The sequence below is a fragment of the Nostoc sp. DedSLP04 genome (genome assembly GCF_034530775.1).
In the GTDB taxonomy this organism is placed as follows: domain Bacteria; phylum Cyanobacteriota; class Cyanobacteriia; order Cyanobacteriales; family Nostocaceae; genus Nostoc.
On record NZ_JAVRCL010000018.1, the window covers coordinates 67,978 to 87,678 of the forward strand.

Here is a 19,701-nt window from a genome sequence, read left to right on the forward strand (position 1 = left end):
CAGGAATATCGCCACCAACGCCCCATTGTCTAGTAACTGCTACACCTGTAGAACTATTAATCACATACCAAGTGCCATTACTCGGTCGCCAGACTGCATAATCAGTTCTACCATCATTATCATAATCGCCAGGAACGGGAATATCGCCACCTACACCCCATTGTCTAGTAACTTCAGCTTGTGCTTTAAAATTTACAATTCCAAGAAGCAATGGAACAGTTAAAGCAACCGTTAATAATTTGCAACCAATCTTCATGAGAACATCCTCCTTATAATCAAATTTAAATTCGACATTTAAAGAAAGGTTCTAAATTTCATGTATTGTGATGATTAAACCCGAAATTGCAATTCTTATATAATTTTTTTCAACATAAATATAGCACTATACAGGTAAGATTCATTACAAGATTTGTTGAGATATATTCTTATTTTTAACGTAAAATCAAGCTATATTAAATCTCAAAAAATAAAAAAAATCCCTGCAATAATTGAAGAAAACTAATTATTAAAGAAAATCATTTTCAAAAGATGAATAATGATTAGATGATCGCATCAAAAAACTGGCAACAGAAAGAACATTCTGTCGCCAATTTTTAAGCGCCTGTGACTCTAAATTGTTGTCTGGTTTCAGGCAAATTTACTTGCTGCTGCAAACCGCTTGTTAATCTCATCCCAATTAACCACGTTCCACCAAGCATCTAAATAATCAGCGCGGCGATTCTGGTAATTGAGATAATATGCATGTTCCCATACATCGTTACCCAGGATGGGATATTTACCTGCACTTAAGGGAGTATCTTGGTTAGCTGTAGTTGTTACTTCCAACTTGCCACCTTTGTTACGCACTAGCCAAACCCAACCACTACCAAAACGGCCAGCACCAGCTTCATTAAACTGTTTTTTGAAAGCTGCAAAAGAACCAAAATTTTGATTAATTGCGGAGGCGATATTTCCTGTTGGTTCTCCCCCACCTTTTGGCTTCATAATTTGCCAGAACATTGAGTGGTTCACATGACCGCCGCCATTATTACGTACTGTTTTGCGAATATCTTGTGGTACACTGTCAAGTTTTTGCAACAGTTCTTCAACAGTTTTACCTTTGAGTTCTGGATGTTTTTCTAAAGCTGCATTCAGGTTTTTCACATAAGTTGCGTGATGTTTATCGTGGTGAAATTGCATCGTTTTGGCATCGATGTGCGGTTCCAGTGCTTCGTAGGCGTAAGGTAAAGGTGGTAGTTGGATAGTACCTGGTTTATTTGGTGTTGTATTTGCTATTGTGTTTGGTGTTGTTTCAGGAATTGCAGTGTTTCTCTCAGGAGATTTCTCTGCCAATGCACAAGCATCTAATGCAAAAGCACCGGCACCTGATGTTAGTAAAAACAAGAAATGGCGTCGATTAATAGTCATATAAGTTTTTGCAGCTAGTCCATGAAGTCTCTATTGCAGTTTTTATTTTCTTAGATTCTGGCTACAAAAAATTGTTAATTGTGATTATTTATGGCAGTTTAAGAAACTATTTACAAGACTTGTAATATTAAGTACTAACATTCAAAACGTTATGTATTTTTACTTAAACTATCTTTTTGCAACTAATCATAGGTTCGCACCCAACCACCAAAAAACAAACTCTATCGTCACAAGAGACGCTACGGGGTGTTAAGGGAATTGTGGGGTATTGGGTAGTTAATCGAGGTCGTCAGGCATTTCACCCACATTATACTTTCTTCTTATTTTTTTCCTCGCTTAAAATCAAATATAGGCTGATCAAGTCCTGGGGGTAAGTGTAAATGAAACATATACTTATCTATGTTAGTAGGATCGGACGGGTCAACAGTACGCTTAGTCCCGTATCCCCATACACGTTTTATGTATTTACCGAAGAATGCTCGCGATCCTTCCCATCCGGTTCCGATATTCCTTTTCTCATTATCAAATTCATCGAGCGTTGCTCCTTTCGTGAGCAGGGTGACAATTATATGTATTTGACTATTTTCTTTAGTAATAGGTTTAAGTTCCTCCTTATATTTAGGAGCAACATCGGCGTATTTATCAACATTTTTAGTTGTCATTTTATTAATTCTTAGTTGTTTGGTGTTTTGTATTTTTGGTGAAATGTCGGGAAATACCTGTTTATCAATAACGTACTGAAAAAATTTGTTCAACAGTTAGATTTAAATCTGGAAATGTTGGAGACTTTATACGGTCGTCTCCTCTAAACTGTTTACCACGATATTCACCCTCATCACTTAAAGAGTAAATTGTGATTGTTGGTTGTTTGGGGTCGCCTATCAATTCCTTGCTACCCAAAGCAGCATAATCCACAATCCAATATTCTTGAATACCCATTTCTTCATAGTCAGCAAACTTTTTATGATAATCATCTCTCCAGTTAGTACTGACCACTTCAATCACTAATGGAATTGAAGCTGGTTTACTAAGGATAGATTGTTTCTCCCATAATGGTTCATTACCCAAGTTAGAAAAATTCATTAATAAAACATCAGGATAGTACCCTGACATTTTATTATCTGGCTTCACTGTTGCGGTTTTAGGTATACCGTAATTAAGTTTAAGACGAAGACACTCATACCCTAACATCATTGTTAACAATGCTACTATTTGCTCGTGTTTGCCTGATGGTGGCGGCATTTGAATAATATCTCCATCGTGTAATTCATAACGAATGTTTTCCGGTTGTGTTTCTAAAAACTCTAAATATTCATCAAATGTAAATAGTTTTTGTAGTGATTGAATCATTATTTCATCCTGATTATGGATATAAACACTTCACACTGCTGTAACCTGAAAATTAACAGTTAACGGGGTGTAGCGGCCAAAGGTGAAAGTAAATCGACATGGGCCAGCCAAGGTTCTTACTCAGCAAGAGATACAGCAAATTTTCGCTATTGGGTTAACAAATGACCGCGATCGCACGACGCAGGGGCAAAGTCAGAGTTATGGTCAAAAATTGGATTAACGGCGGTGTGATGATGATTCTGGATGCGATCGCTAACCTATCCCTCGCCACGAATTACAACGATTGCCCCTACACTTCGTCACAGCGATCGCGCACAAAACAATTATATTTTACACTCCGAAGCGCTTATAGTATTCTGTCCCCAGTTTTGGGATCAAATACAAACAAGTGATTTAAATCAAGTTGTAGAGAAAGGCGATCGCCTGGACGAAGACGCACATCAGAGCCTACCTGAATATTCAGCATCACCGCCGAACCGGGTAAACCAGCACGAATCAAAGTTTCTCTTCCCAAAGGTTCCACAACTTTAACTTCAACCGATAATAATCCTGAGTTTTGAGTACTGTGTTCTGAGTCAGTATCAGTGTTTATTTTTATATGCTCTGGACGAATTCCCAAATCAAAACTGTGTCCTTGACGCGACTGTAATTTTCCTTTCACAACTGCTGGGATTGCTAATAACTGTCCGCTCACATCGAAACCATTATTTTGATAGATTGCAGGCAAAATATTCATTGGCGGACTGCCTAAAAAATTTGCCACCATCTGATTAGCAGGATTTGCATAAATCGTTTGGGGATCGCCAATTTGTTGAATTCGTCCGCGATTTAGCACGACAATTTTATCGGCCAAAGTCATCGCTTCAACTTGATCGTGAGTGACATAAATAGTTGTAATCCCTAATTCTTGATGTAGTTGTTTCAATTCTGCCCTGGTATCATCGCGCAATTGGGCATCTAAATTAGATAAAGGTTCATCAAGTAAAAACACTTGGGGTTCGCGAGCGATCGCTCTCCCTAATGCTACCCTTTGTTGCTGTCCGCCTGAAAGTTGTTTGGGTTTACGATCTAGCAAGTGATCCAGAGAAAGCGATCGCGCTACATTCATCACTCGTTCTTGAATGATTTTTCGGTCAACTTTCCGCATTTGCAAGCCAAAGGCGATGTTTTGGGCCACACTCATGTGAGGATAGAGAGCGTAGTTTTGGAACACCATCGCCACATCCCGTTGTCTGGCTGGAATATTATTTACCAAGCGATCGCCAATATAAAGTTTGCCAGATGTAGCGGTTTCTAAACCGGCGATCGTTCGTAAAATTGTAGACTTACCACAACCCGATGGCCCAACTAAAACCCAAAACTCGCCATCAGGAATTTCAAAGGTAATGTCCTCAATAGCAGTGACATTATTGAATCTACGTTTAATATCTTCTAGACGAACGTTTGCCATTATCTGATGAAAGTTAATAGTTAGGAGTTAGGAGTTAGGAGTTAGGAATTTTAAGTTTTGAGTTTAGAGTTTTGAGTTTTAAATTAAAAACCTCTTTAACTCATAACTAATAATTTTTAACTCATAACTGCATCCAAGCTGGGTGAGAGAGTAAAGAAGCAAATACTCGTACTCCCCGGAGTTGATTAGAGAGGGGTAAGTGACCTTTAGGCGCACTCAAATCCCAGGTAAACTCGTTAGGGTATCGCGTCCAGTTATTACCTGCTTTCCAGCCAATTTTTGGCCAGAAATTCTCCCAATTTTTACCCAAACTTAACCAAATTTCTCGCTGCACTGAAAAACCAAATTTACCTTCCGAGTGGACTAACCAGAGGTTGTTAATGGTTTGCAAGTCAACAGCCGAGATATTTTCTACCTCAGTAAAGTACAACCATTTTCGTTGTACAGCCGTTGGCCCTGATAGTTCGCACATTTTTTCGATGGTGACGCGATCGGCTGCTTGGAAATCTTGAGCAGCTAGTAGCTGTTGCAAAGAATTGTAGTTAATCCCGCACTCTGATTTTAGAGGTACAATTCCTTCAGGAAAACAGGAGCGCAAAAATTCTTTGGCTTGAGGTGCATCAGAACTGTAAAGGACTTGGTAAGCTTTGCCATCAATCCAAGTCGCTGGGTTCTCACGTCGTTTCAGTAAAAATTCCATCAACACGTCTAATCCCTCATTACCCAACTCAGCTAATTGTGGGATTATCTGCTGTTGGACTTTTTCAGACCCAGCGATTAACGGTTGTCGGAGGGAGTCGATGTCATTTGCAGGGCCTGATAAAATCATTGGGTCTGTCATGCCATTCTTGTGTTAACGGTCAGTGAAAGAGCGGTAAGCTATCGGGTATTCTTTAAAGTGAAGTACTGATAGCGAAAAGTAGTTTACTATTTTTGATCGTACAAAATTGCGATCGCTTCACTGAATCCCACACTTAATCCCCAAATAATGTACAAGGGGAATAGGGGGAAAATCTTTGCCTTATGGCTTGGTAACAAAAGACATAGCAAAATATACAAGCCTGCCACATAAGGTTTTTTTGAATAGCAGCGTATCGATTAGGAGTGTGTGAACGATGTACGAAAAGATTACCCCCCCCGCAGCCGGAGCAAAAATCACCTTCAAAAATGGTGAACCAATCGTACCGGACAATCCAATTATCCCCTTTATTCGTGGCGATGGTACAGGTATAGACATCTGGCCTGCTACCCAAAAAGTGTTAGATGCGGCGGTAGCCAAAGCATATAAGGGTCAGCGTCAAATTAGCTGGTTCAAGGTTTACGCTGGAGATGAAGCTTGCGATTTATACGGAACTTATCAGTATTTACCTCAAGACACTTTGACGGCAATTGAAGAATATGGTGTAGCTATTAAAGGGCCTTTGACTACTCCTGTTGGGGGAGGAATTCGTTCTTTAAATGTAGCGTTGCGGCAAATTTTTGACTTGTATGCCTGCGTGCGTCCTTGCCGTTATTATGCAGGTACGCCCTCACCCCATAAAAATCCCGAAAAGCTGGATGTAATTGTTTATCGGGAGAATACGGAAGATATTTATTTAGGCATTGAGTGGCGACAAGGTAGCGAAATCGGCGATCGCTTAATTAAAATTCTCAATGAAGAACTGATCCCCGCCACCCCAGAACACGGGAAAAAACGTATTCCTCTGGATTCTGGTATTGGCATCAAACCCATCAGCAAAACTGGTTCTCAGCGTCTAGTCAGACGTGCCATCAAACACGCTTTGCTATTGCCCAAACACAAGCAACAAGTGACTTTGGTGCATAAGGGCAACATTATGAAGTACACCGAAGGCGCTTTCCGCGATTGGGGTTATGAACTAGCAACCAGCGAATTTCGCCAAGAAACTGTTACCGAACGAGAATCTTGGATTTTGAGTAACAAGGAGAAAAATCCGAATATTTCCTTGGAAGAAAACGCCCGCGAGATCGATCCTGGGTTTGATAGTCTCACTGAAGAGAAGAAAGCGCAAATTGTCAAGGAAGTTGAAACTGTTCTTAACTCAATTTGGGCAACTCACGGCGATGGCAAATGGAAAGAGAAAGTTTTGGTGAATGACCGGATTGCTGACAGTATTTTCCAACAAATCCAAACCAGACCAGATGAGTATTCGATTTTGGCGACGATGAACTTAAACGGCGATTACTTGTCTGATGCCGCCGCCGCCATTGTTGGGGGATTGGGAATGGGGCCAGGGGCAAATATTGGTGATTCTAGTGCCATATTTGAAGCTACCCACGGCACTGCACCCAAACACGCCGGCTTAGATCGGATTAATCCTGGTTCAGTGATTTTGTCTGGTGTGATGATGCTGGAATTTTTGGGTTGGCAAGAAGCCGCAGACCTAATTAAGAAAGGTTTAAGCGATGCGATCGCCAGTAGTCAAGTAACCTACGATTTAGCCCGGTTGCTAGAACCACCTGTTGAACCCTTAAAATGTTCTGAATTTGCCGAGGCAATTATTCAACATTTTGGTTAATTCTATTAGGGCTAAGTCGAATTACCCCACCCTAACCCTCCCCTTGTAAAGGGGAGGGAACTGGATCTCTTGTTTCCCGCCTTCTAAAACGGAGAGAACTGGATTTCTTGTTTCCCGCCTTCTAAAGCGGAGAGAACTGGATCTCTTGTTTCCCGCCTTCTAAAACGGAGAGAACTGGATCTCTTGTTTCCCCCCTTTGCAAGGGGGGATTAAGGGGGGTAATTTAACTTGTGCATACAACCCTAGCTTTTTTAAGAGTGGTTAGGGGAGATCGACAAATATTTAATACTCCTCAGACATCCTCTAATAAATCAACCATTTTAAAAAAGCGAAATGGCATTTTATTTGCAAAAAACACCAAAATCAAAAAGCAAACTGGGGTTTGAGTAAGTCAAATGGCATTTTGAGAAAGTCAAAGCTTCGTTTGCTTGCGGAAAACACCAAAATGACTAAGCAAAAGCTTCTTTTGAGAAAGTAAAAGCTTCTTTTACTTGCGGAAAACACCAAAATGAGTAAGCAAACTGGGGTTTGAGTAAGTCAAAGCTTATTTTGAGAAAGTAATTGCGGATTTTACTTATTGAATTTAGTCCAAATATGAAGTTTAGATAAAATTATTGAAAAAATTGCTGATAAATTTTGATTCGTCAGATTTTAAAGTAGGCAAAAACAAAGTCCCCGGCTTTTCTAAAAAGTCGGAGATTTTTTTGGGGCAATCCCTTATAAAGTTTTCCTTATTCGGATTTAGAGTTATCGAGAACTCGGCGTAAGTTCTCCATTAATTCGGATTTAACCCAATCGGTACTTGCTTTACCTGTGATTTTGCTAATTTATCAGGTGCGATCGCTCCATTCTCTGTAATGATGGCTGTAATCAACTCAGCCGGGGTGACATCAAAAGCTGGGTTGTAAAAATCTACACCCGCAGGTGTGAGAATGGTATCGCCAACTTGATAGATTTCTGTTGGTTCGCGTTCTTCAATGGGAATTTGGCTGCCATCAGCTAATTCAAAATCAACGGTGGAAAGGGGTGCAGCGACAAAGAAGGGGATATTATGTGCTTTAGCTGCGATCGCCACACTATATGTACCAATTTTATTAGCAGTGTCACCATTAGCAGCAATGCGATCGGCACCCACAACTACAGCATGAATCAAACCCTGTTTCATGCAATGGGCTGCCATATTATCAGTAATTAATGTAACTGGAATACCTTCTTGCACGCATTCCCAAGTGGTGAGTTTTGCCCCTTGCAAGCGAGGACGAGTTTCATCGGCAAATAAACGTTCTAAACGTCCTTCCCTCCAAGCGGAACGCACAACACCTAAAGCAGTGCCATAACCAGCTGTAGCTAATGCCCCAGCGTTGCAGTGGGTAAGCAACCTTAGCTTTCCTGGAGTATTGGGCAAGACTGCTAAACCATTGTCGCCGATCGCCTGACAGGTTTGTAAATCTTCAGCGTTGATTGCTTGGGCTGTTTGGAAAAGGGTTTGCTTAATCTCTTCTACTGTTCCCAGCGTTTCGTAGGCGGCTTTTAGCATCCGACTGATTGCCCAAAATAAATTTACCGCCGTTGGACGAGTAGAACGCAACAACTGGGCTACTTTATCTAAGTGTTGCAAAAATTCGGTGCGATCGCTTGTTTTAATTTCCCTTGCACCAAGATACATTCCATAAGCCGCAGCTACACCAATTGCAGGCGCACCTCGCACAATCATAGTTTTAATCGCCCGCGCCATATCTTCACTGCGGTGAATTTCCACAAATGTATATTCATTGGGTAAGCGAGTTTGGTCAATTAGTGACACTGAGTCGTTGTGCCAAATAACGGGATAAACCTGGTTTGTGGAAGGTGTCATAGAAAAAGGTCGTTAGTAAAGGGTCAATATTTTTTACTTTAATGCACCCTGATGATTTCATTCTTAAACTGATTAAACGTTCTGAGTATGCATTTAAAAGCTTTGAAAATTTTAGAGTCAGATGCTCTGATGAAATTGGTATTTTATTTATTAGTTTGGTATATAGCGTTTCCCGACCTGCTGAGGTACTGAGTAAATCACTAATAAAATTAGGTAAGTCTCTGCGTACCTTTGCGTTTGACTCTGCGCTCCTCTGCGTTTAAAAACATTATTTCTGTACCTCACGTAACTAGGAATTGCGATAGTCAAATCCTAAATAATCAAAAAAATAGAGCAGTTGCACTGTAATACAACTGCTCTAAAAATTACTGAGATAGATATTTACTCTACCTATCCACAGACCCCATAATTACGTCAACACTACCGAGAATCACCACAATATCTGCAACCTTCATCCCGCGTAGTAAATGTGGCACAATCTGGAGATTGTTGAAATCTGCGGCGCGAATCTTCCATCGTGCAGGGAAGACATTATCATCGCCAACCAAATAAATTCCCAATTCACCTTTACCACTTTCTACACGGGCGTAGATTTCACCCTTGGGCATCTTGAAAGTGGGGGAAACTTTTTTACCGATGAATTGGTAATCAAAAGCGTCCCACTCAGATTTTTTCCCTGCGGCTAAACGCTTGGCTTCCAGATTTTCGTAAGGGCCGCCAGGAAGTCCTTTAATTGCTTGGCGAATAATCTTCACAGATTCGCGCATTTCCCGCATCCGCACTACATAACGGGCAAAGCAATCACCGGCAGTTTCCCACTGCACATCCCAGTCGAAATCGTCGTAACATTCGTAATGGTCAACTTTCCGCAAATCCCATTGCACGCCAGAAGCGCGTAACATTGGGCCAGAAAGTCCCCAGTTAATTGCTTCTTCTCGCGTTATAGTACCAATACCCTCAACACGTCGCCGGAAGATGGGGTTATCGGTTACTAAACGTTCGTACTCATCAACTTTGGGTAATAAGTAGTCGCAGAATTCCAGACATTTATCTACCCAACCGTAAGGTAAATCAGCCGCTACTCCACCAACGCGGAAGTAGTTGTTATTTACCATCCGATAACCTGTGGCTGCTTCCCACAAATCATAAATCATCTCCCGTTCGCGGAACTGGTAAAAGAAGGGAGTTTGAGCGCCTACGTCAGCGAGGAAGGGGCCAAACCATAGCAAGTGGTTAGCGATACGGTTCAACTCCAGCATAATGACGCGGATGTAGCTAGCGCGTTTGGGAACAGCGACACCTGCAAGTTTTTCTGGGGCGTTAACAGTGACAGCTTCGTTGAACATTCCCGCCGCGTAGTCCCAGCGACTAACGTAGGGGACGTACATTACATTAGTGCGGTTCTCGGCAATTTTTTCCATTCCTCGGTGCAAATAGCCGATGACTGGTTCACAGTCAACAACATCCTCGCCATCCAGAGTCATGATTAGCCGCAGAACCCCGTGCATTGAGGGGTGGTGTGGCCCCATGTTTAGCACCATTGGTTCAGTGCGGGTTTCTAGTCTGGTCATAGATTTTGTGTTCTCCCGTTGTGTTCGTGTAGCGTGCTGAAGGCAAATTTTAAATTGAACCGCTAAGATGCCAACCAGAATGTTTTAGTTTGTTGCACTTCTTCAACTATTATATGGAAGCTCGATATCCACTTAATTGAGGCATCGGATTTTTTTCACCTCATCGTGCTGGGACAAGGGGACAATGCCCAAACCCACTTGCCCTGAGCAAAGCCGAAAGGATGCCCCACGACTTCTGAGTTTTTACGTAAGTCATAGAGATATTGTGTCAGCTATATTACAGTTTTATAGCGCTGATACATATTTATGACTTTCAATCAAGAGCGTTTTGATAAGCTAATTCAGAAGTTAGAAGTTTTTGCTAATAAACAACCGCGTCTTTATAAATTGCACGTTGCTTTTTTGGCTACTTTGGGCTACGCATATATATTTTTGGTTTTAGGTGTAACGTTGACTTTGTTAGTAAGTATTATCTTTGGGATACTTAATGCTCATTCAATTTCTAAATTATCTTTGACAGGTCTTCTGTTTTTGCTGACGTTAGCATTCGTATTAGTGCGATCGCTTTGGATTTCTTTTCCCCCACCAACAGGTTTACCACTACAATCCAAAGATGTACCCAATCTCTATTCTTTAATTAACGAAATCTCATCGAAGCTAAAAGCTCCACGGTTTCACCACATCCTGCTGACCAACGATTTTAATGCAGGGGTTGTCCAAATACCACGCTTAGGTTTGCTGGGATGGCAGCAAAATTACTTAATTGTGGGTCTACCATTGATGCTAGCACTACCGCCCGAACAATTTCGTGCTATCTTAGCCCATGAACTGGGACATTTATCAGGAAATCACAGCCACTTTAGTGGTTGGATTTATCGCCAACGCGAAACTTGGTATCGCATTCTTAAGGGACTCCAACAAAGTGGACACGATCTATCATTGTTAATTTTTCAACTGTTTTTGATATGGTACATTCCATTTTTTAATGCCTATTCTTTTGTGTTAGCACGAATGGATGAATATGAAGCAGATAGATGTGCTGTTGATTTAACAGGAGAACAAAATATTGCTAAAGCTTTGATAAATTTTCATGTCAAATCTAGATTTTTAGAAAGATATTTTTGGTCTAGTATTTATAAACAATCACAAACAGAGATTGAACCACCAATAATGACTTATATGGATATGAGGCAGGCTTTAAGCCAGAGACTTAATCAGGAAATTACAAGTGCTTATTTAAGTGAAGCTTTAACGGAAAAAACCAACAATGCTGATACTCACCCTTGTCTGACAGATAGATTAAAAGCCTTGGGATATATCGCCGATACTCAGCAGGAATTAGCTATATTTGCACCAATTGAAATTAGTGCTGCCCAAAAATTTTTAGGCGATACATTAGAAATTTTTATTGATTATTTTAGTCTAAATTGGCGAGTAAATATAGCAACACCTTGGCGACAAAAACATGCTGAGTTTCAAGAATTGATAGCTACATTAAAAGATTTAAATTACAAATCGCAAAAACAACAGCTAACTTTAAAAGAAGCTATTCAGCGAGCATTTTTGACATTGAAAATTGAGGGCGAAGAAGCTGTTATACCTCTATTACAAGAAATTCTTCATCGTGATGCTTACCATGCATCAGCTAATTATTTACTAGGTGAAATATTATTAAAAAAACAAGATGCAACTGGAATAGAATGCATTGAGAAGGCAATAGAGCAAGACTCAAATATAGTTATAGTAGGTTGTCAGATAATTTGCGATTTTCTGAAAAACCAAGGTAAAAACAAGGAGGCGAAGTCTTATCAAGAACGTGCAGAAAATTATCACCAATTAATTTTACAAGCACAGCAAGAGCGCTCTAAATTGAAAAGAGATGATAAATTTTACTCTCATAATATTTCAGATATAGAGGTAAATAAGCTTCGTCAGCAGTTATCTCATTACCCGCAGATAATAACTGCTTATTTAGTTCAAAAGAATCTGCAATATTTTCCTGAAAAACCACTTTATGTTCTAGCTGTGAAGCGTGGATTTAGTTTTTGGGAAGGTAGTCGTATTTATGAAACCGATAACTCTAAAATTGTTCAGGGCTTATTAAAGGAAAATGAATTGCCCGATAATGTATTCATTTTTATTTTAAATAGCAATTTAAGTATGGAGAAAAAATTAAAACGCATATCAAATTCGATGATTTACCAGAAAAAAGGTAAAAAATAGCACCACAGATTTTTGAGGCTCAACATCCAAGGCTGACGGAAGGTGTGGAATTTATGATATTTTCCTTTTGTGTATTTGTGGTTTAAAAACTATTTTTCAGCTATAAACCCACAAAGACACAAAGAAAAGAATACATAATTAAAGTTCATCTGTGGTTTTTTGCCTAAGTCTCATGAATCGTCAGCTAGCTATTGAAGAACCGATATTTTCCCATCTACCAGTTTTACCGCAGGAAACGATCGCAGGTCTAGCGGTATCTCCAGGAGGTCATTATCTTGATACGACGGTAGGCGGTGGTGGTCATAGTCGCCTAATCTTAGAAGCTGCGGCGGATGTGCGGGTAACGGCAATTGACCAAGATGAGGATGCTTTAGCAGCAGCAAGGAAAGAATTATCAGAGTTTGGCGATCGCATACAATTTATTCATCGCAATTTTGCCGACTACGAATTTCCCCCTAATACTTTCAATGGTATTCTCGCCGATTTGGGGGTAAGTTCTTACCATTTAGACCAAGCAGAAAGGGGTTTCAGCTTTCGCCAAGCTGCGAATTTGGATATGCGAATGGATCGAGGGCGATCGCTAACTGCTGCTGATGTAATTAATAATTGGGATGAAGCAGAATTAGCTGATATTTTCTTTAAGTACGGTGAGGAGAGATTATCGCGGCGCATTGCGAGACGCATTGTAGAACGCCGACCGTTGCACACGACTACAGAATTAGCTGATGCGATCGCTTCTTCAGTTCCTCCCAAATACCGTTATGGGAGAATTCATCCGGCTACCCGTGTTTTTCAAGCTTTGCGAATTGTCGTCAACGATGAGTTAAAATCCCTAGAAACCTTTTTAGATAAAGCCCCAAATGCCCTTGTCCCTGGCGGTAGAATTGCGATTATCAGTTTCCACAGTTTAGAAGACCGTCCGGTAAAGCATGGTTTGAGAAATTCACCTTTGTTAAAAGTCTTGACAAAAAAGCCAATTATTGCGCAAGAAGAGGAAATTAGTCAGAATCCGCGATCGCGATCGGCCAAACTGAGGATAGCCCAAAAGCTGCTGTGACTACAACGCAGCGTTAAAATACTCCATCTCAACGATCTGCTAATGTAGCGTTGTTGAAGAGTTAAAAAATAATAAATGGAAATTAGTAATCTGTTTACAGCAGGTGGCGTAGTCATGTGGCCTCTGCTGGCGTTCTCTTTGTTAGGGGTGGCGCTGATTATCGAACGTATCATCTTTTGGGTAAAGATAAATAATCGGCAAAACAAGGTGGTGCGAGAGGTGCTACACCTTTATCGCCTTGATAATGTCGTTAGTGCTTTAGATAAATTGCACAAAAATACTGATTTACCCCTGGCTCGAATTTTTTTAGCAGCTTTAGAATTAGAAGAGCCGACACCAGACGAATTTCGTTTGGCATTAGAAAGTGAAGCACAAGCCGAAATCCCGTTGCTCAAGCGCTCCCAAAATATTTTTGAGACAATTATTGGTCTTGCGCCTTTGTTAGGACTTCTCGGCACTGTATTGGGATTAATTAACTCTTTTGCTTCTCTGAATATCGGAGATGTGGGAGGTAGTAAAACAACAGGTGTGACAGCTGGAATTAGTGAAGCTTTAGTATCTACAGCATCAGGGTTGGTAGTGGCAATCTTTACACTATTATTTGCCAATACCTTCCGAGGACTCTACCAGCGCCAGATTGCTTGGATTCAAGAATATGGCGGACAGTTAGAATTACTCTACCGTCGTCGCTACGAAAGAGGAGATAAATCATATCCGCCAAATAAATGAAGCAAAACTGGGTAATTGTAAATTAGCAATCAGTAATTGGGATTAATTCACTATTTGTTACTGAATTTTGCTCTAAAAGTTTTGACTCTAATAGTATTCTAAAATGACGAATAGCTTTGTTCGCTACAGTTATTGAGGAAATATTCCATGACTATTTGGGTAAATGAGCAAATCGATCCGTCTGGGATGATTCATGCCTGTATTGCCACTCGTAATGAATCTCAAGCCAACGATTGCCATGATTCATTTCAGAATAATTTGACTGAGAGGCAAAAGGCAGCAGGTTGGGTGGCACGATTGCGGACAGTCGATTCTTGGGATGAAGTGCCGGTGAATTCTTTAAAACTCAATTAATTGAGTTTTAAAGAAATTAGGCTGCATAGCTGAAGTATTTTCTGGCAGACATAATTACTTTTGTTATTTTCTGCTTACTTCAACCTGCTTTGCTTTTTTGGGATTTCGAGCGAACATATTTCATCTACGTAGGCGTAGCCCGCACTTCGGCAAGCTCAGTGACCACCATAGGCATCGCTTGTCTAACACACGCTGCATTTCTGCTAATACCTACAGCGATCGCAGCAACTTCTATGAAAACAGGTTAATAAAGGATAAAGTTCGGATTAAATTTCTCACATTATTATTAACTGCTTCCAAAAAAAGTAACATATTATGGAAAAATAATGATATTTCTTAACTTTTAAGAGGTATCATCTATACCGTAGATTAAATTAAAAAATTTGTATAAGCCCAATCAATTTAGTGAACTATCCCAAAGTTTACACTCCGGAGCAAGTCTGTCCCATTAATTTAGTTGGCGAAACAGGACAAGCGGTTCAAATTTCAATTCATGCTCCCAGCCAATATATCTGTGCCAACTGCGAACGGATATTACCAGATTGGAAACGGCAGCCATTTTTACGAGTAGTGATTGTATTACAACAATCGCGTTATCAATTAGTCGAAAAGACACTAGAAGTAGAGTCAGAGAAAGAACGCTTACGAGAAAAGTTTATGAGATTTGGCTGTGATTTAGCATTTAATCTGCGCGATCGCGGCTATTTAACTGACCTGATTGACCCTCGTACAGGCTATCCTTTACTTTCCCATCCCGGAGCGATTCCTCACGATGACACAGCAGTTGTCAAAGCTTTGCTCAACTATCCAGTGATTAAAAATCAATGCCGTGTGTTAGTTCATCCCGATTGGGGTGCAGCAGTTTATCCTAGCATTTTGATATCAGAAGCTCCCCCAATTTTGATCGAATGGGTTACAAAAGGCGTAGCATCCATGCATGGGTGGAAAGAAATTAATTATTAGTCATTAGTCACTTGTACTGAGCGTAGTCGAAGTATTGGTCATGTTTTTCTAAGAAGCTAGGATAGTCAAAGCGATAGTGCGGCTTTTTACTTCTCTCTCATAAGTAGATGCTACGAAGTCAAATCGGGAAGAATGGTTTTTGGTTCCTGTTTGGGTAACATCTCAGGTTGATCGGCAGGTATTTCAAATTGATGATAATTTTACCCACTACTGTCAGACTACATTTTTAGCCTGTAGCGAAGAGAATGGTAGGTACTTTAGCAGCATCTGCGGGAATTATATAACTATAACTATCGGGAAAAATCCTGTTCCCAACTTTCTGTATATAAGTAGATGGGTGAGGAAATTTATAAGTATGGCTGTTGCGATCGCAAAGCGTCTCTCGTTAGGACTGCGCGAAATGTTTGCGTAGTGTCTCGTAGAGATGCAATCGCAGGGGTTTCAACCTTTTTATATCTCGTTAGATAGTTAGATTTATTTGTGCTTACCTACCTTAGAAACCAAGTTGATTTTGAGCAAACTGAAATACTTGTTTTCTAGTTATGCTCAACCACAATTCCTATAAATACAAAATTTCCCATAGCTAATATATGAAAATATTAATTCAACACCGTCATTACGACAATGAAATTAGTGGAGTTTTAACTTATATTTATTCTATTATTCCTGAGTTGGAAGCTAGATTAATTGAGGTTAAAACTATTTCTACTAGACAAGATAATATCACTAAATGGTTTAGTTATATTGCTTGGGCAGATATAGTACACATGAATTCTAACGATTTATTGTTTACTTTGTTATGTAAAACTTTGCAAAAAAAGATAATTATTAAATACCATTATTCTCTTTATCAATCTACTCATACTAGTTATGAGCAGATGAACTTGACACAACGTTTAAAAGCTGAATTTAAACACACATTGCCAAAAGCTAATTATCCATTAAAGTGGAAATTACACACTTTTATCAAATGGGCACGCCTAAGCACCCGACTTTATACTGCTTTCTTAGCCGATTATCATACAGCTTGTAGTAACTTTTTAGGAGAATCTTCTGCTTTTCCTTGGTCAGTTGATACTTTATATAATCCGATCGAAATCAAGTCGGAAACCCAGCTTAAAACTTTAGAAAATTTATCTCAACCATATAATTTTATTTTTGTCGGTAGATTAGCTACAGACAAAGGTGTAGATATTTTATTAAAAGCAGTGCGGATTTTACAAGATGAAAATAAAGAATTTAAAATTACTATTATTGGCGATGGCGAACAATCTCAGCAATTAAAACAGCTAACGTCTGATTTAGGGATTGCCAACAAAGTTAATTTTTTAGGTAAAGTTCCTCAAAAAGAAGTGCTTCTAAAAGTTCAAGATGCTTTGGCTTTAATTGCTCCATCTCGTTGGCAAGATCCGGCACCTTACGTAGTGCAAGAAGCCTCTAGCGTTCAAACCTGCTCGATTGTCTCAAAAATGGGAGGATTGTCAGAAGTAGGAGGGCCGCACAGCCTATTTTTTGAAAATGAAGATGCAGAAGAATTAGCCAAATGTATGCGATATTGCCTAGATAATCCAGATGAAGCAATTAATCGGGGTTTTCAGTCCAGCCAATACGTTGCACAAAAGTTTTCAGCAGCGCGTGCTGTTAATAGACTACTGGAAATTTGTAGCCAACTTACTCCTAAAGCATTGGTAACAAAATCTGATGCATAATTGCCATTACAGGTTTGCTGTCCTGCAACAGGCTGATTGGAAGCTCTACCAATAGTACATAAGCCCTTCCTTATGGCCCAGAAAAGACAGCTTGTTCTACATCATCCCGACTAAGAGAATACTTGAATGAGCGTTGGATATCTTGTCCATTTTCCCCAGATTGAAGATATCGCACTACAATCTGCTCAACATCGAGCCATAATTCAGCTTGCCAATTAGGTCGCTGTACACGCCAGCAATGCCTTTGTGTTTCATCTTGTTGACAGCCTTGGTCTTTTAGCCACTGCTCAATTTGTGGTAGAGGATGATTATATAAAGGAGTATCAGAGGGAAGAAGAGCCATAGGAATTTTTGATTTTGGATTAGGGAATTGTTTAATTTTTAATTATCGGATGGGCAATTAGTTGCGATATATAGCTAATTTGCTGTTGTACAGATGTATTTGGTTGCAGCAAATGGGAATGGATCGCAGCCTCGCCACGAGTTAAGCCAATGGCAACTGCTAATAACAGACAACCTACAAATGTTAACACCAGCATAAATAAAGCAAATATTTCGCCAGATGATAAGGGGCGATCGCTCGCATCGAGGTAAGCTGATTTTGACCAGTCATGAGAATGCGAGACGGGATGATTCAAATCAGGGGGTGGTTGAATCACTCCAAAGCGGGAATAGCCAATTTTCAAATCGTAGCTTAATCGGCGTTCTGGATGGCTCAGGGTCGCGTAAGCTTCGTTGATTTGCTGAAATTTGGGAGTGGCGATCGCAGTCGGCAAGTCTGTAGTATCAGGATGATAGCGTTTGCTCAGTTGCCGATAAGCACGACGAATGTCAATTACCGATGCCCAGGGATGCAGTCCTAGCAGAGAGTAATAAGTTGGTTCGCTGCTTTGTGGCATTGCCCCGTTTTGATTCACATCTGTTTGAGTCACTTTGCTCAAAGATATTTTTTATATTTTAAATCCTTTGTGAATTTCAGAAGACACAGCAGGTCTAGCATTTGATAAGATTGCTTAATAAAGCATTTAATTAGATGCGATGCAAATCAAAATTAATCTCGAAAATATTCAAACTCTTACCGACTTTAAGCGCAATGCCAAAGATTACGTAGATAGAATCAAGGCCACAAAGTCCCCACTTGTACTAACGGTGAATGGGAAAGCTGAGGTTGTGGTGCATGAAGCGCAAGCATTTCAACAGATGATAGATGAACTTCAACGCCTTGAAGAAGAACTGCAAAAACTCAAGTTAGAAGCATTACGCAGCCAATTTGCGAATATTAAAGCACGAGGACAGCAAAATTTGGCTAACAGCGATTCTGTGTGAGTCGATTTCGTATTTATACTCAATAAGTGCAAGATATTGAGCTAACGGATTAAATCAGCACGGGGTTTAAAGGTTTCAATTTGCCGTAACTTTTCGTAAAGTTCCCGTTCTTCTTGACTAATATTTTTCGGTGTAACTATTTGAATTTCTACTAATTGATCGCCACGTTTTCCGTCATCATTAGGATAACCTTTATTACCTAGTCGAAATTTTTGACCAGACCTAACTCCAGGAGGGGTGGTCATTTTCACAGGGCCATCAAGAGTAGGTGCTTCTACCTGTCCTCCTAAAACTGCCTCGCTGGGAGTAACGGGTACTTGGCAGACAATATTTAAACCTTCTAGCTTAAATAATGGATGAGGTTCAACGGTAATTTTTAAGTATAGATCGCCACCACCAACGCCTTGGTTCCGCAAACGGATGGTTTGACCTGTTACCATACCTGGAGGCATATTAACTTCTAGCGATCGCCCATCTTCCAAACGAATGCGTTCATTACCACCTTGATAAGCTTTTTCTAGTGGAAGCGTTAATCTGGCTTCTATATCTCGGCGGGTGGTGCGAGGTGGGGGATTAACTGTGTAGGCAACTTTTGTTCTGGGGGAACGGAATGGATCGCTATTATTGCCATTACTGGAGTTATTTGCCGCACTCTTATTTTTGACACCAATAACTTGATTAATAAAGCTTTCAAAGTCGGAGAATTGGCTGGGATCTACGTCTTGATTGCCGTTGCGATCGCTAGCGCCACTCTGCCAAGTTTTAGCCTTTGGCGTTTGTTTATTACCTGCAAAGCCTTTTTGCTTCCAGTAGCGGCTAAACTGGTCGTACTGCGATCGCTTGGCTGGATCGGAAAGAACTTCATAAGCCTCGCCAATATCCTTAAATTTTTCCTCAGATTCTTTGTTACCCGGATTAAGATCGGGGTGATATTGCCTTGCTAACCGCCGATAAACCTTTTTAATTTCCTCACCGGAGGCATCTTTAGATACTCCTAAAATTTCATAGTAATCGCGAAAGTTCGGCAAATTTTGCATAGTTCAGTTATTTAAATTTTAGATTTTAGATGAATTAAAAGTGAGGAGTTAGGAGTTAGGAGTTAGGAGTTAGGAGTTATGAGTTGAAATATTTATTTTTAACTCCTGTACAGACGCGATTAATCGCGTCTCT

At 40.1% G+C, this 19,701-nt stretch carries 22 protein-coding genes; 10 read left to right on the forward strand and 12 right to left on the reverse strand.

The genetic code is table 11. The annotated features are described in order from the left end of the window. The 4 genes from RMX89_RS12965 to RMX89_RS12980 all read right to left on the reverse strand — a co-directional run. The coding region (locus RMX89_RS12965; protein ID WP_322689215.1) for a hypothetical protein at nucleotides 1-256 on the reverse strand (256 nt) is incomplete at its 3' end. Nucleotides 257-627: 371 nt separating this feature from the next. Further along, nucleotides 628-1,407: a superoxide dismutase gene (locus tag RMX89_RS12970; protein WP_322689216.1), complete on the reverse strand. Its 780-nt coding sequence runs from the start codon at nucleotides 1,405-1,407 to the stop codon at nucleotides 628-630. 320 nt (nucleotides 1,408-1,727) lie between these two features. Next, a complete protein-coding gene (locus RMX89_RS12975) occupies nucleotides 1,728-2,069 on the reverse strand; it encodes a hypothetical protein (protein ID WP_322689217.1) in 342 nt (113 codons plus the stop codon). Nucleotides 2,070-2,133: 64 nt separating this feature from the next. Next, nucleotides 2,134-2,757 carry a Uma2 family endonuclease gene (locus RMX89_RS12980; RefSeq protein ID WP_322689218.1) on the reverse strand — a complete coding sequence of 208 codons (624 nt, stop codon included), beginning with the start codon at nucleotides 2,755-2,757 and terminating at the stop codon, nucleotides 2,134-2,136. 82 nt (nucleotides 2,758-2,839) lie between these two features. Here RMX89_RS12980 and RMX89_RS12985 point away from each other — a divergent pair, with 82 nt between their 5' ends. Both RMX89_RS12985 and RMX89_RS12990 read left to right on the forward strand, forming a co-directional pair. Next, on the forward strand, nucleotides 2,840-2,977 hold the full coding sequence (locus tag RMX89_RS12985) for a hypothetical protein (RefSeq protein ID WP_322689219.1): 138 nt from the start codon (nucleotides 2,840-2,842) through the stop codon (nucleotides 2,975-2,977). Further along, nucleotides 2,958-3,149: a hypothetical protein gene (locus RMX89_RS12990; RefSeq protein WP_322689220.1), complete on the forward strand. Its 192-nt coding sequence runs from the start codon at nucleotides 2,958-2,960 to the stop codon at nucleotides 3,147-3,149. The genes RMX89_RS12985 and RMX89_RS12990 overlap by 20 nt, the downstream gene beginning before the upstream one ends. On the opposite strand, the gene RMX89_RS12995 is transcribed toward RMX89_RS12990, so the two are convergent. Beyond that, on the reverse strand, nucleotides 3,104-4,207 hold the full coding sequence (locus RMX89_RS12995) for an ABC transporter ATP-binding protein (protein ID WP_322689221.1): 1,104 nt from the start codon (nucleotides 4,205-4,207) through the stop codon (nucleotides 3,104-3,106). The two genes, RMX89_RS12990 and RMX89_RS12995, sit on opposite strands and share 46 nt — an antisense overlap. Nucleotides 4,208-4,328: 121 nt before the next feature. Further along, entirely contained in the window at nucleotides 4,329-5,048 is a 720-nt protein-coding gene (locus RMX89_RS13000; protein ID WP_322673306.1) for a GUN4 domain-containing protein, read from the reverse strand. A gap of 274 nt (nucleotides 5,049-5,322) precedes the next feature. Between RMX89_RS13000 and RMX89_RS13005 the strand changes: the two genes are divergently transcribed. Further along, complete coding sequence (locus RMX89_RS13005; protein WP_322689222.1) at nucleotides 5,323-6,744, forward strand: NADP-dependent isocitrate dehydrogenase; 1,422 nt, start codon at nucleotides 5,323-5,325, stop codon at nucleotides 6,742-6,744. 775 nt (nucleotides 6,745-7,519) lie between these two features. Here the strand turns inward: RMX89_RS13005 and mtnA are convergent. The 3 genes from mtnA to RMX89_RS13020 form a co-directional block, all read right to left on the reverse strand. Then, on the reverse strand, nucleotides 7,520-8,599 hold the full coding sequence (gene mtnA, locus RMX89_RS13010; RefSeq protein WP_322689223.1) for an S-methyl-5-thioribose-1-phosphate isomerase: 1,080 nt from the start codon (nucleotides 8,597-8,599) through the stop codon (nucleotides 7,520-7,522). Between the two features lie 386 nt (nucleotides 8,600-8,985). Continuing rightward, nucleotides 8,986-10,170, reverse strand: a complete 1,185-nt coding sequence (locus RMX89_RS13015; RefSeq protein WP_194041009.1) for an NAD(P)H-quinone oxidoreductase subunit H — start codon at nucleotides 10,168-10,170, stop codon at nucleotides 8,986-8,988. 491 nt (nucleotides 10,171-10,661) lie between these two features. Further along, entirely contained in the window at nucleotides 10,662-10,793 is a 132-nt protein-coding gene (locus tag RMX89_RS13020) for a hypothetical protein (protein WP_322689224.1), read from the reverse strand. 142 nt (nucleotides 10,794-10,935) lie between these two features. Between RMX89_RS13020 and RMX89_RS13025 the strand changes: the two genes are divergently transcribed. The 6 genes from RMX89_RS13025 (at nucleotide 10,936) to RMX89_RS13050 (ending at nucleotide 17,205) form a co-directional block, all read left to right on the forward strand. Continuing rightward, nucleotides 10,936-12,393: a M48 family metallopeptidase gene (locus RMX89_RS13025; RefSeq protein ID WP_322689225.1), complete on the forward strand. Its 1,458-nt coding sequence runs from the start codon at nucleotides 10,936-10,938 to the stop codon at nucleotides 12,391-12,393. Between the two features lie 172 nt (nucleotides 12,394-12,565). Continuing rightward, entirely contained in the window at nucleotides 12,566-13,450 is an 885-nt protein-coding gene (gene rsmH / locus RMX89_RS13030) for a 16S rRNA (cytosine(1402)-N(4))-methyltransferase RsmH (protein WP_322689226.1), read from the forward strand. Between the two features lie 75 nt (nucleotides 13,451-13,525). Then, nucleotides 13,526-14,179: a MotA/TolQ/ExbB proton channel family protein gene (locus RMX89_RS13035; protein WP_322685386.1), complete on the forward strand. Its 654-nt coding sequence runs from the start codon at nucleotides 13,526-13,528 to the stop codon at nucleotides 14,177-14,179. A gap of 147 nt (nucleotides 14,180-14,326) precedes the next feature. After that, the gene (locus RMX89_RS13040) at nucleotides 14,327-14,533 is read left to right on the forward strand and encodes a glycogen debranching protein (protein WP_322689227.1); all 207 of its coding nucleotides are present in this window, start codon (nucleotides 14,327-14,329) and stop codon (nucleotides 14,531-14,533) included. Nucleotides 14,534-14,938: 405 nt separating this feature from the next. Continuing rightward, nucleotides 14,939-15,496 (forward strand): methylmalonic aciduria and homocystinuria type D protein, encoded by a 558-nt coding sequence (locus tag RMX89_RS13045; RefSeq protein ID WP_322673297.1) that lies wholly within the window; start codon nucleotides 14,939-14,941, stop codon nucleotides 15,494-15,496. Nucleotides 15,497-16,086: 590 nt separating this feature from the next. After that, nucleotides 16,087-17,205, forward strand: coding sequence for a glycosyltransferase (locus RMX89_RS13050; protein WP_322689228.1), 1,119 nt, complete (start codon nucleotides 16,087-16,089; stop codon nucleotides 17,203-17,205). A gap of 70 nt (nucleotides 17,206-17,275) precedes the next feature. Here the strand turns inward: RMX89_RS13050 and RMX89_RS13055 are convergent, their stop codons facing one another. Beyond that, nucleotides 17,276-17,548 carry a DUF3143 domain-containing protein gene (locus RMX89_RS13055; RefSeq protein WP_322668492.1) on the reverse strand — a complete coding sequence of 91 codons (273 nt, stop codon included), beginning with the start codon at nucleotides 17,546-17,548 and terminating at the stop codon, nucleotides 17,276-17,278. A 31-nt stretch (nucleotides 17,549-17,579) separates the two neighbouring features. Next, nucleotides 17,580-18,104 carry a J domain-containing protein gene (locus RMX89_RS13060; protein ID WP_322673320.1) on the reverse strand — a complete coding sequence of 175 codons (525 nt, stop codon included), beginning with the start codon at nucleotides 18,102-18,104 and terminating at the stop codon, nucleotides 17,580-17,582. Between the two features lie 139 nt (nucleotides 18,105-18,243). Between RMX89_RS13060 and RMX89_RS13065 the strand changes: the two genes are divergently transcribed. Beyond that, nucleotides 18,244-18,531 (forward strand): type II toxin-antitoxin system Phd/YefM family antitoxin, encoded by a 288-nt coding sequence (locus RMX89_RS13065; protein ID WP_322673294.1) that lies wholly within the window; start codon nucleotides 18,244-18,246, stop codon nucleotides 18,529-18,531. A 41-nt stretch (nucleotides 18,532-18,572) separates the two neighbouring features. Here RMX89_RS13065 and RMX89_RS13070 read toward each other — a convergent pair whose 3' ends face one another. Continuing rightward, nucleotides 18,573-19,568, reverse strand: a complete 996-nt coding sequence (locus RMX89_RS13070) for a J domain-containing protein (RefSeq protein ID WP_322673293.1) — start codon at nucleotides 19,566-19,568, stop codon at nucleotides 18,573-18,575. Between the last annotated feature and the right edge of the window lie 133 nt (nucleotides 19,569-19,701).

Bases quoted from the DNA above. Each gene is read 5' to 3' on its own strand.
- RMX89_RS13065 (WP_322673294.1), top strand. From the start codon at position 18,244: ATGCAAATCAAAATTAATCTCGAAAATATTCAAACTCTTACCGACTTT.
- RMX89_RS13055 (WP_322668492.1), bottom strand. From the start codon at position 17,548: ATGGCTCTTCTTCCCTCTGATACTCCTTTATATAATCATCCTCTACCA.
- RMX89_RS13000 (WP_322673306.1), bottom strand. From the start codon at position 5,048: ATGACAGACCCAATGATTTTATCAGGCCCTGCAAATGACATCGACTCC.
- RMX89_RS12970 (WP_322689216.1), bottom strand. From the start codon at position 1,407: ATGACTATTAATCGACGCCATTTCTTGTTTTTACTAACATCAGGTGCC.
- mtnA (WP_322689223.1), bottom strand. From the start codon at position 8,599: ATGACACCTTCCACAAACCAGGTTTATCCCGTTATTTGGCACAACGAC.
- rsmH (WP_322689226.1), top strand. From the start codon at position 12,566: ATGAATCGTCAGCTAGCTATTGAAGAACCGATATTTTCCCATCTACCA.
- RMX89_RS13015 (WP_194041009.1), bottom strand. From the start codon at position 10,170: ATGACCAGACTAGAAACCCGCACTGAACCAATGGTGCTAAACATGGGG.
- RMX89_RS13070 (WP_322673293.1), bottom strand. From the start codon at position 19,568: ATGCAAAATTTGCCGAACTTTCGCGATTACTATGAAATTTTAGGAGTA.
- RMX89_RS12995 (WP_322689221.1), bottom strand. From the start codon at position 4,207: ATGGCAAACGTTCGTCTAGAAGATATTAAACGTAGATTCAATAATGTC.
- RMX89_RS13035 (WP_322685386.1), top strand. From the start codon at position 13,526: ATGGAAATTAGTAATCTGTTTACAGCAGGTGGCGTAGTCATGTGGCCT.
- RMX89_RS12990 (WP_322689220.1), top strand. From the start codon at position 2,958: ATGGTCAAAAATTGGATTAACGGCGGTGTGATGATGATTCTGGATGCG.
- RMX89_RS12975 (WP_322689217.1), bottom strand. From the start codon at position 2,069: ATGACAACTAAAAATGTTGATAAATACGCCGATGTTGCTCCTAAATAT.
- RMX89_RS12980 (WP_322689218.1), bottom strand. From the start codon at position 2,757: ATGATTCAATCACTACAAAAACTATTTACATTTGATGAATATTTAGAG.
- RMX89_RS13005 (WP_322689222.1), top strand. From the start codon at position 5,323: ATGTACGAAAAGATTACCCCCCCCGCAGCCGGAGCAAAAATCACCTTC.
- RMX89_RS13060 (WP_322673320.1), bottom strand. From the start codon at position 18,104: ATGCCACAAAGCAGCGAACCAACTTATTACTCTCTGCTAGGACTGCAT.
- RMX89_RS13050 (WP_322689228.1), top strand. From the start codon at position 16,087: ATGAAAATATTAATTCAACACCGTCATTACGACAATGAAATTAGTGGA.
- RMX89_RS13040 (WP_322689227.1), top strand. From the start codon at position 14,327: ATGACTATTTGGGTAAATGAGCAAATCGATCCGTCTGGGATGATTCAT.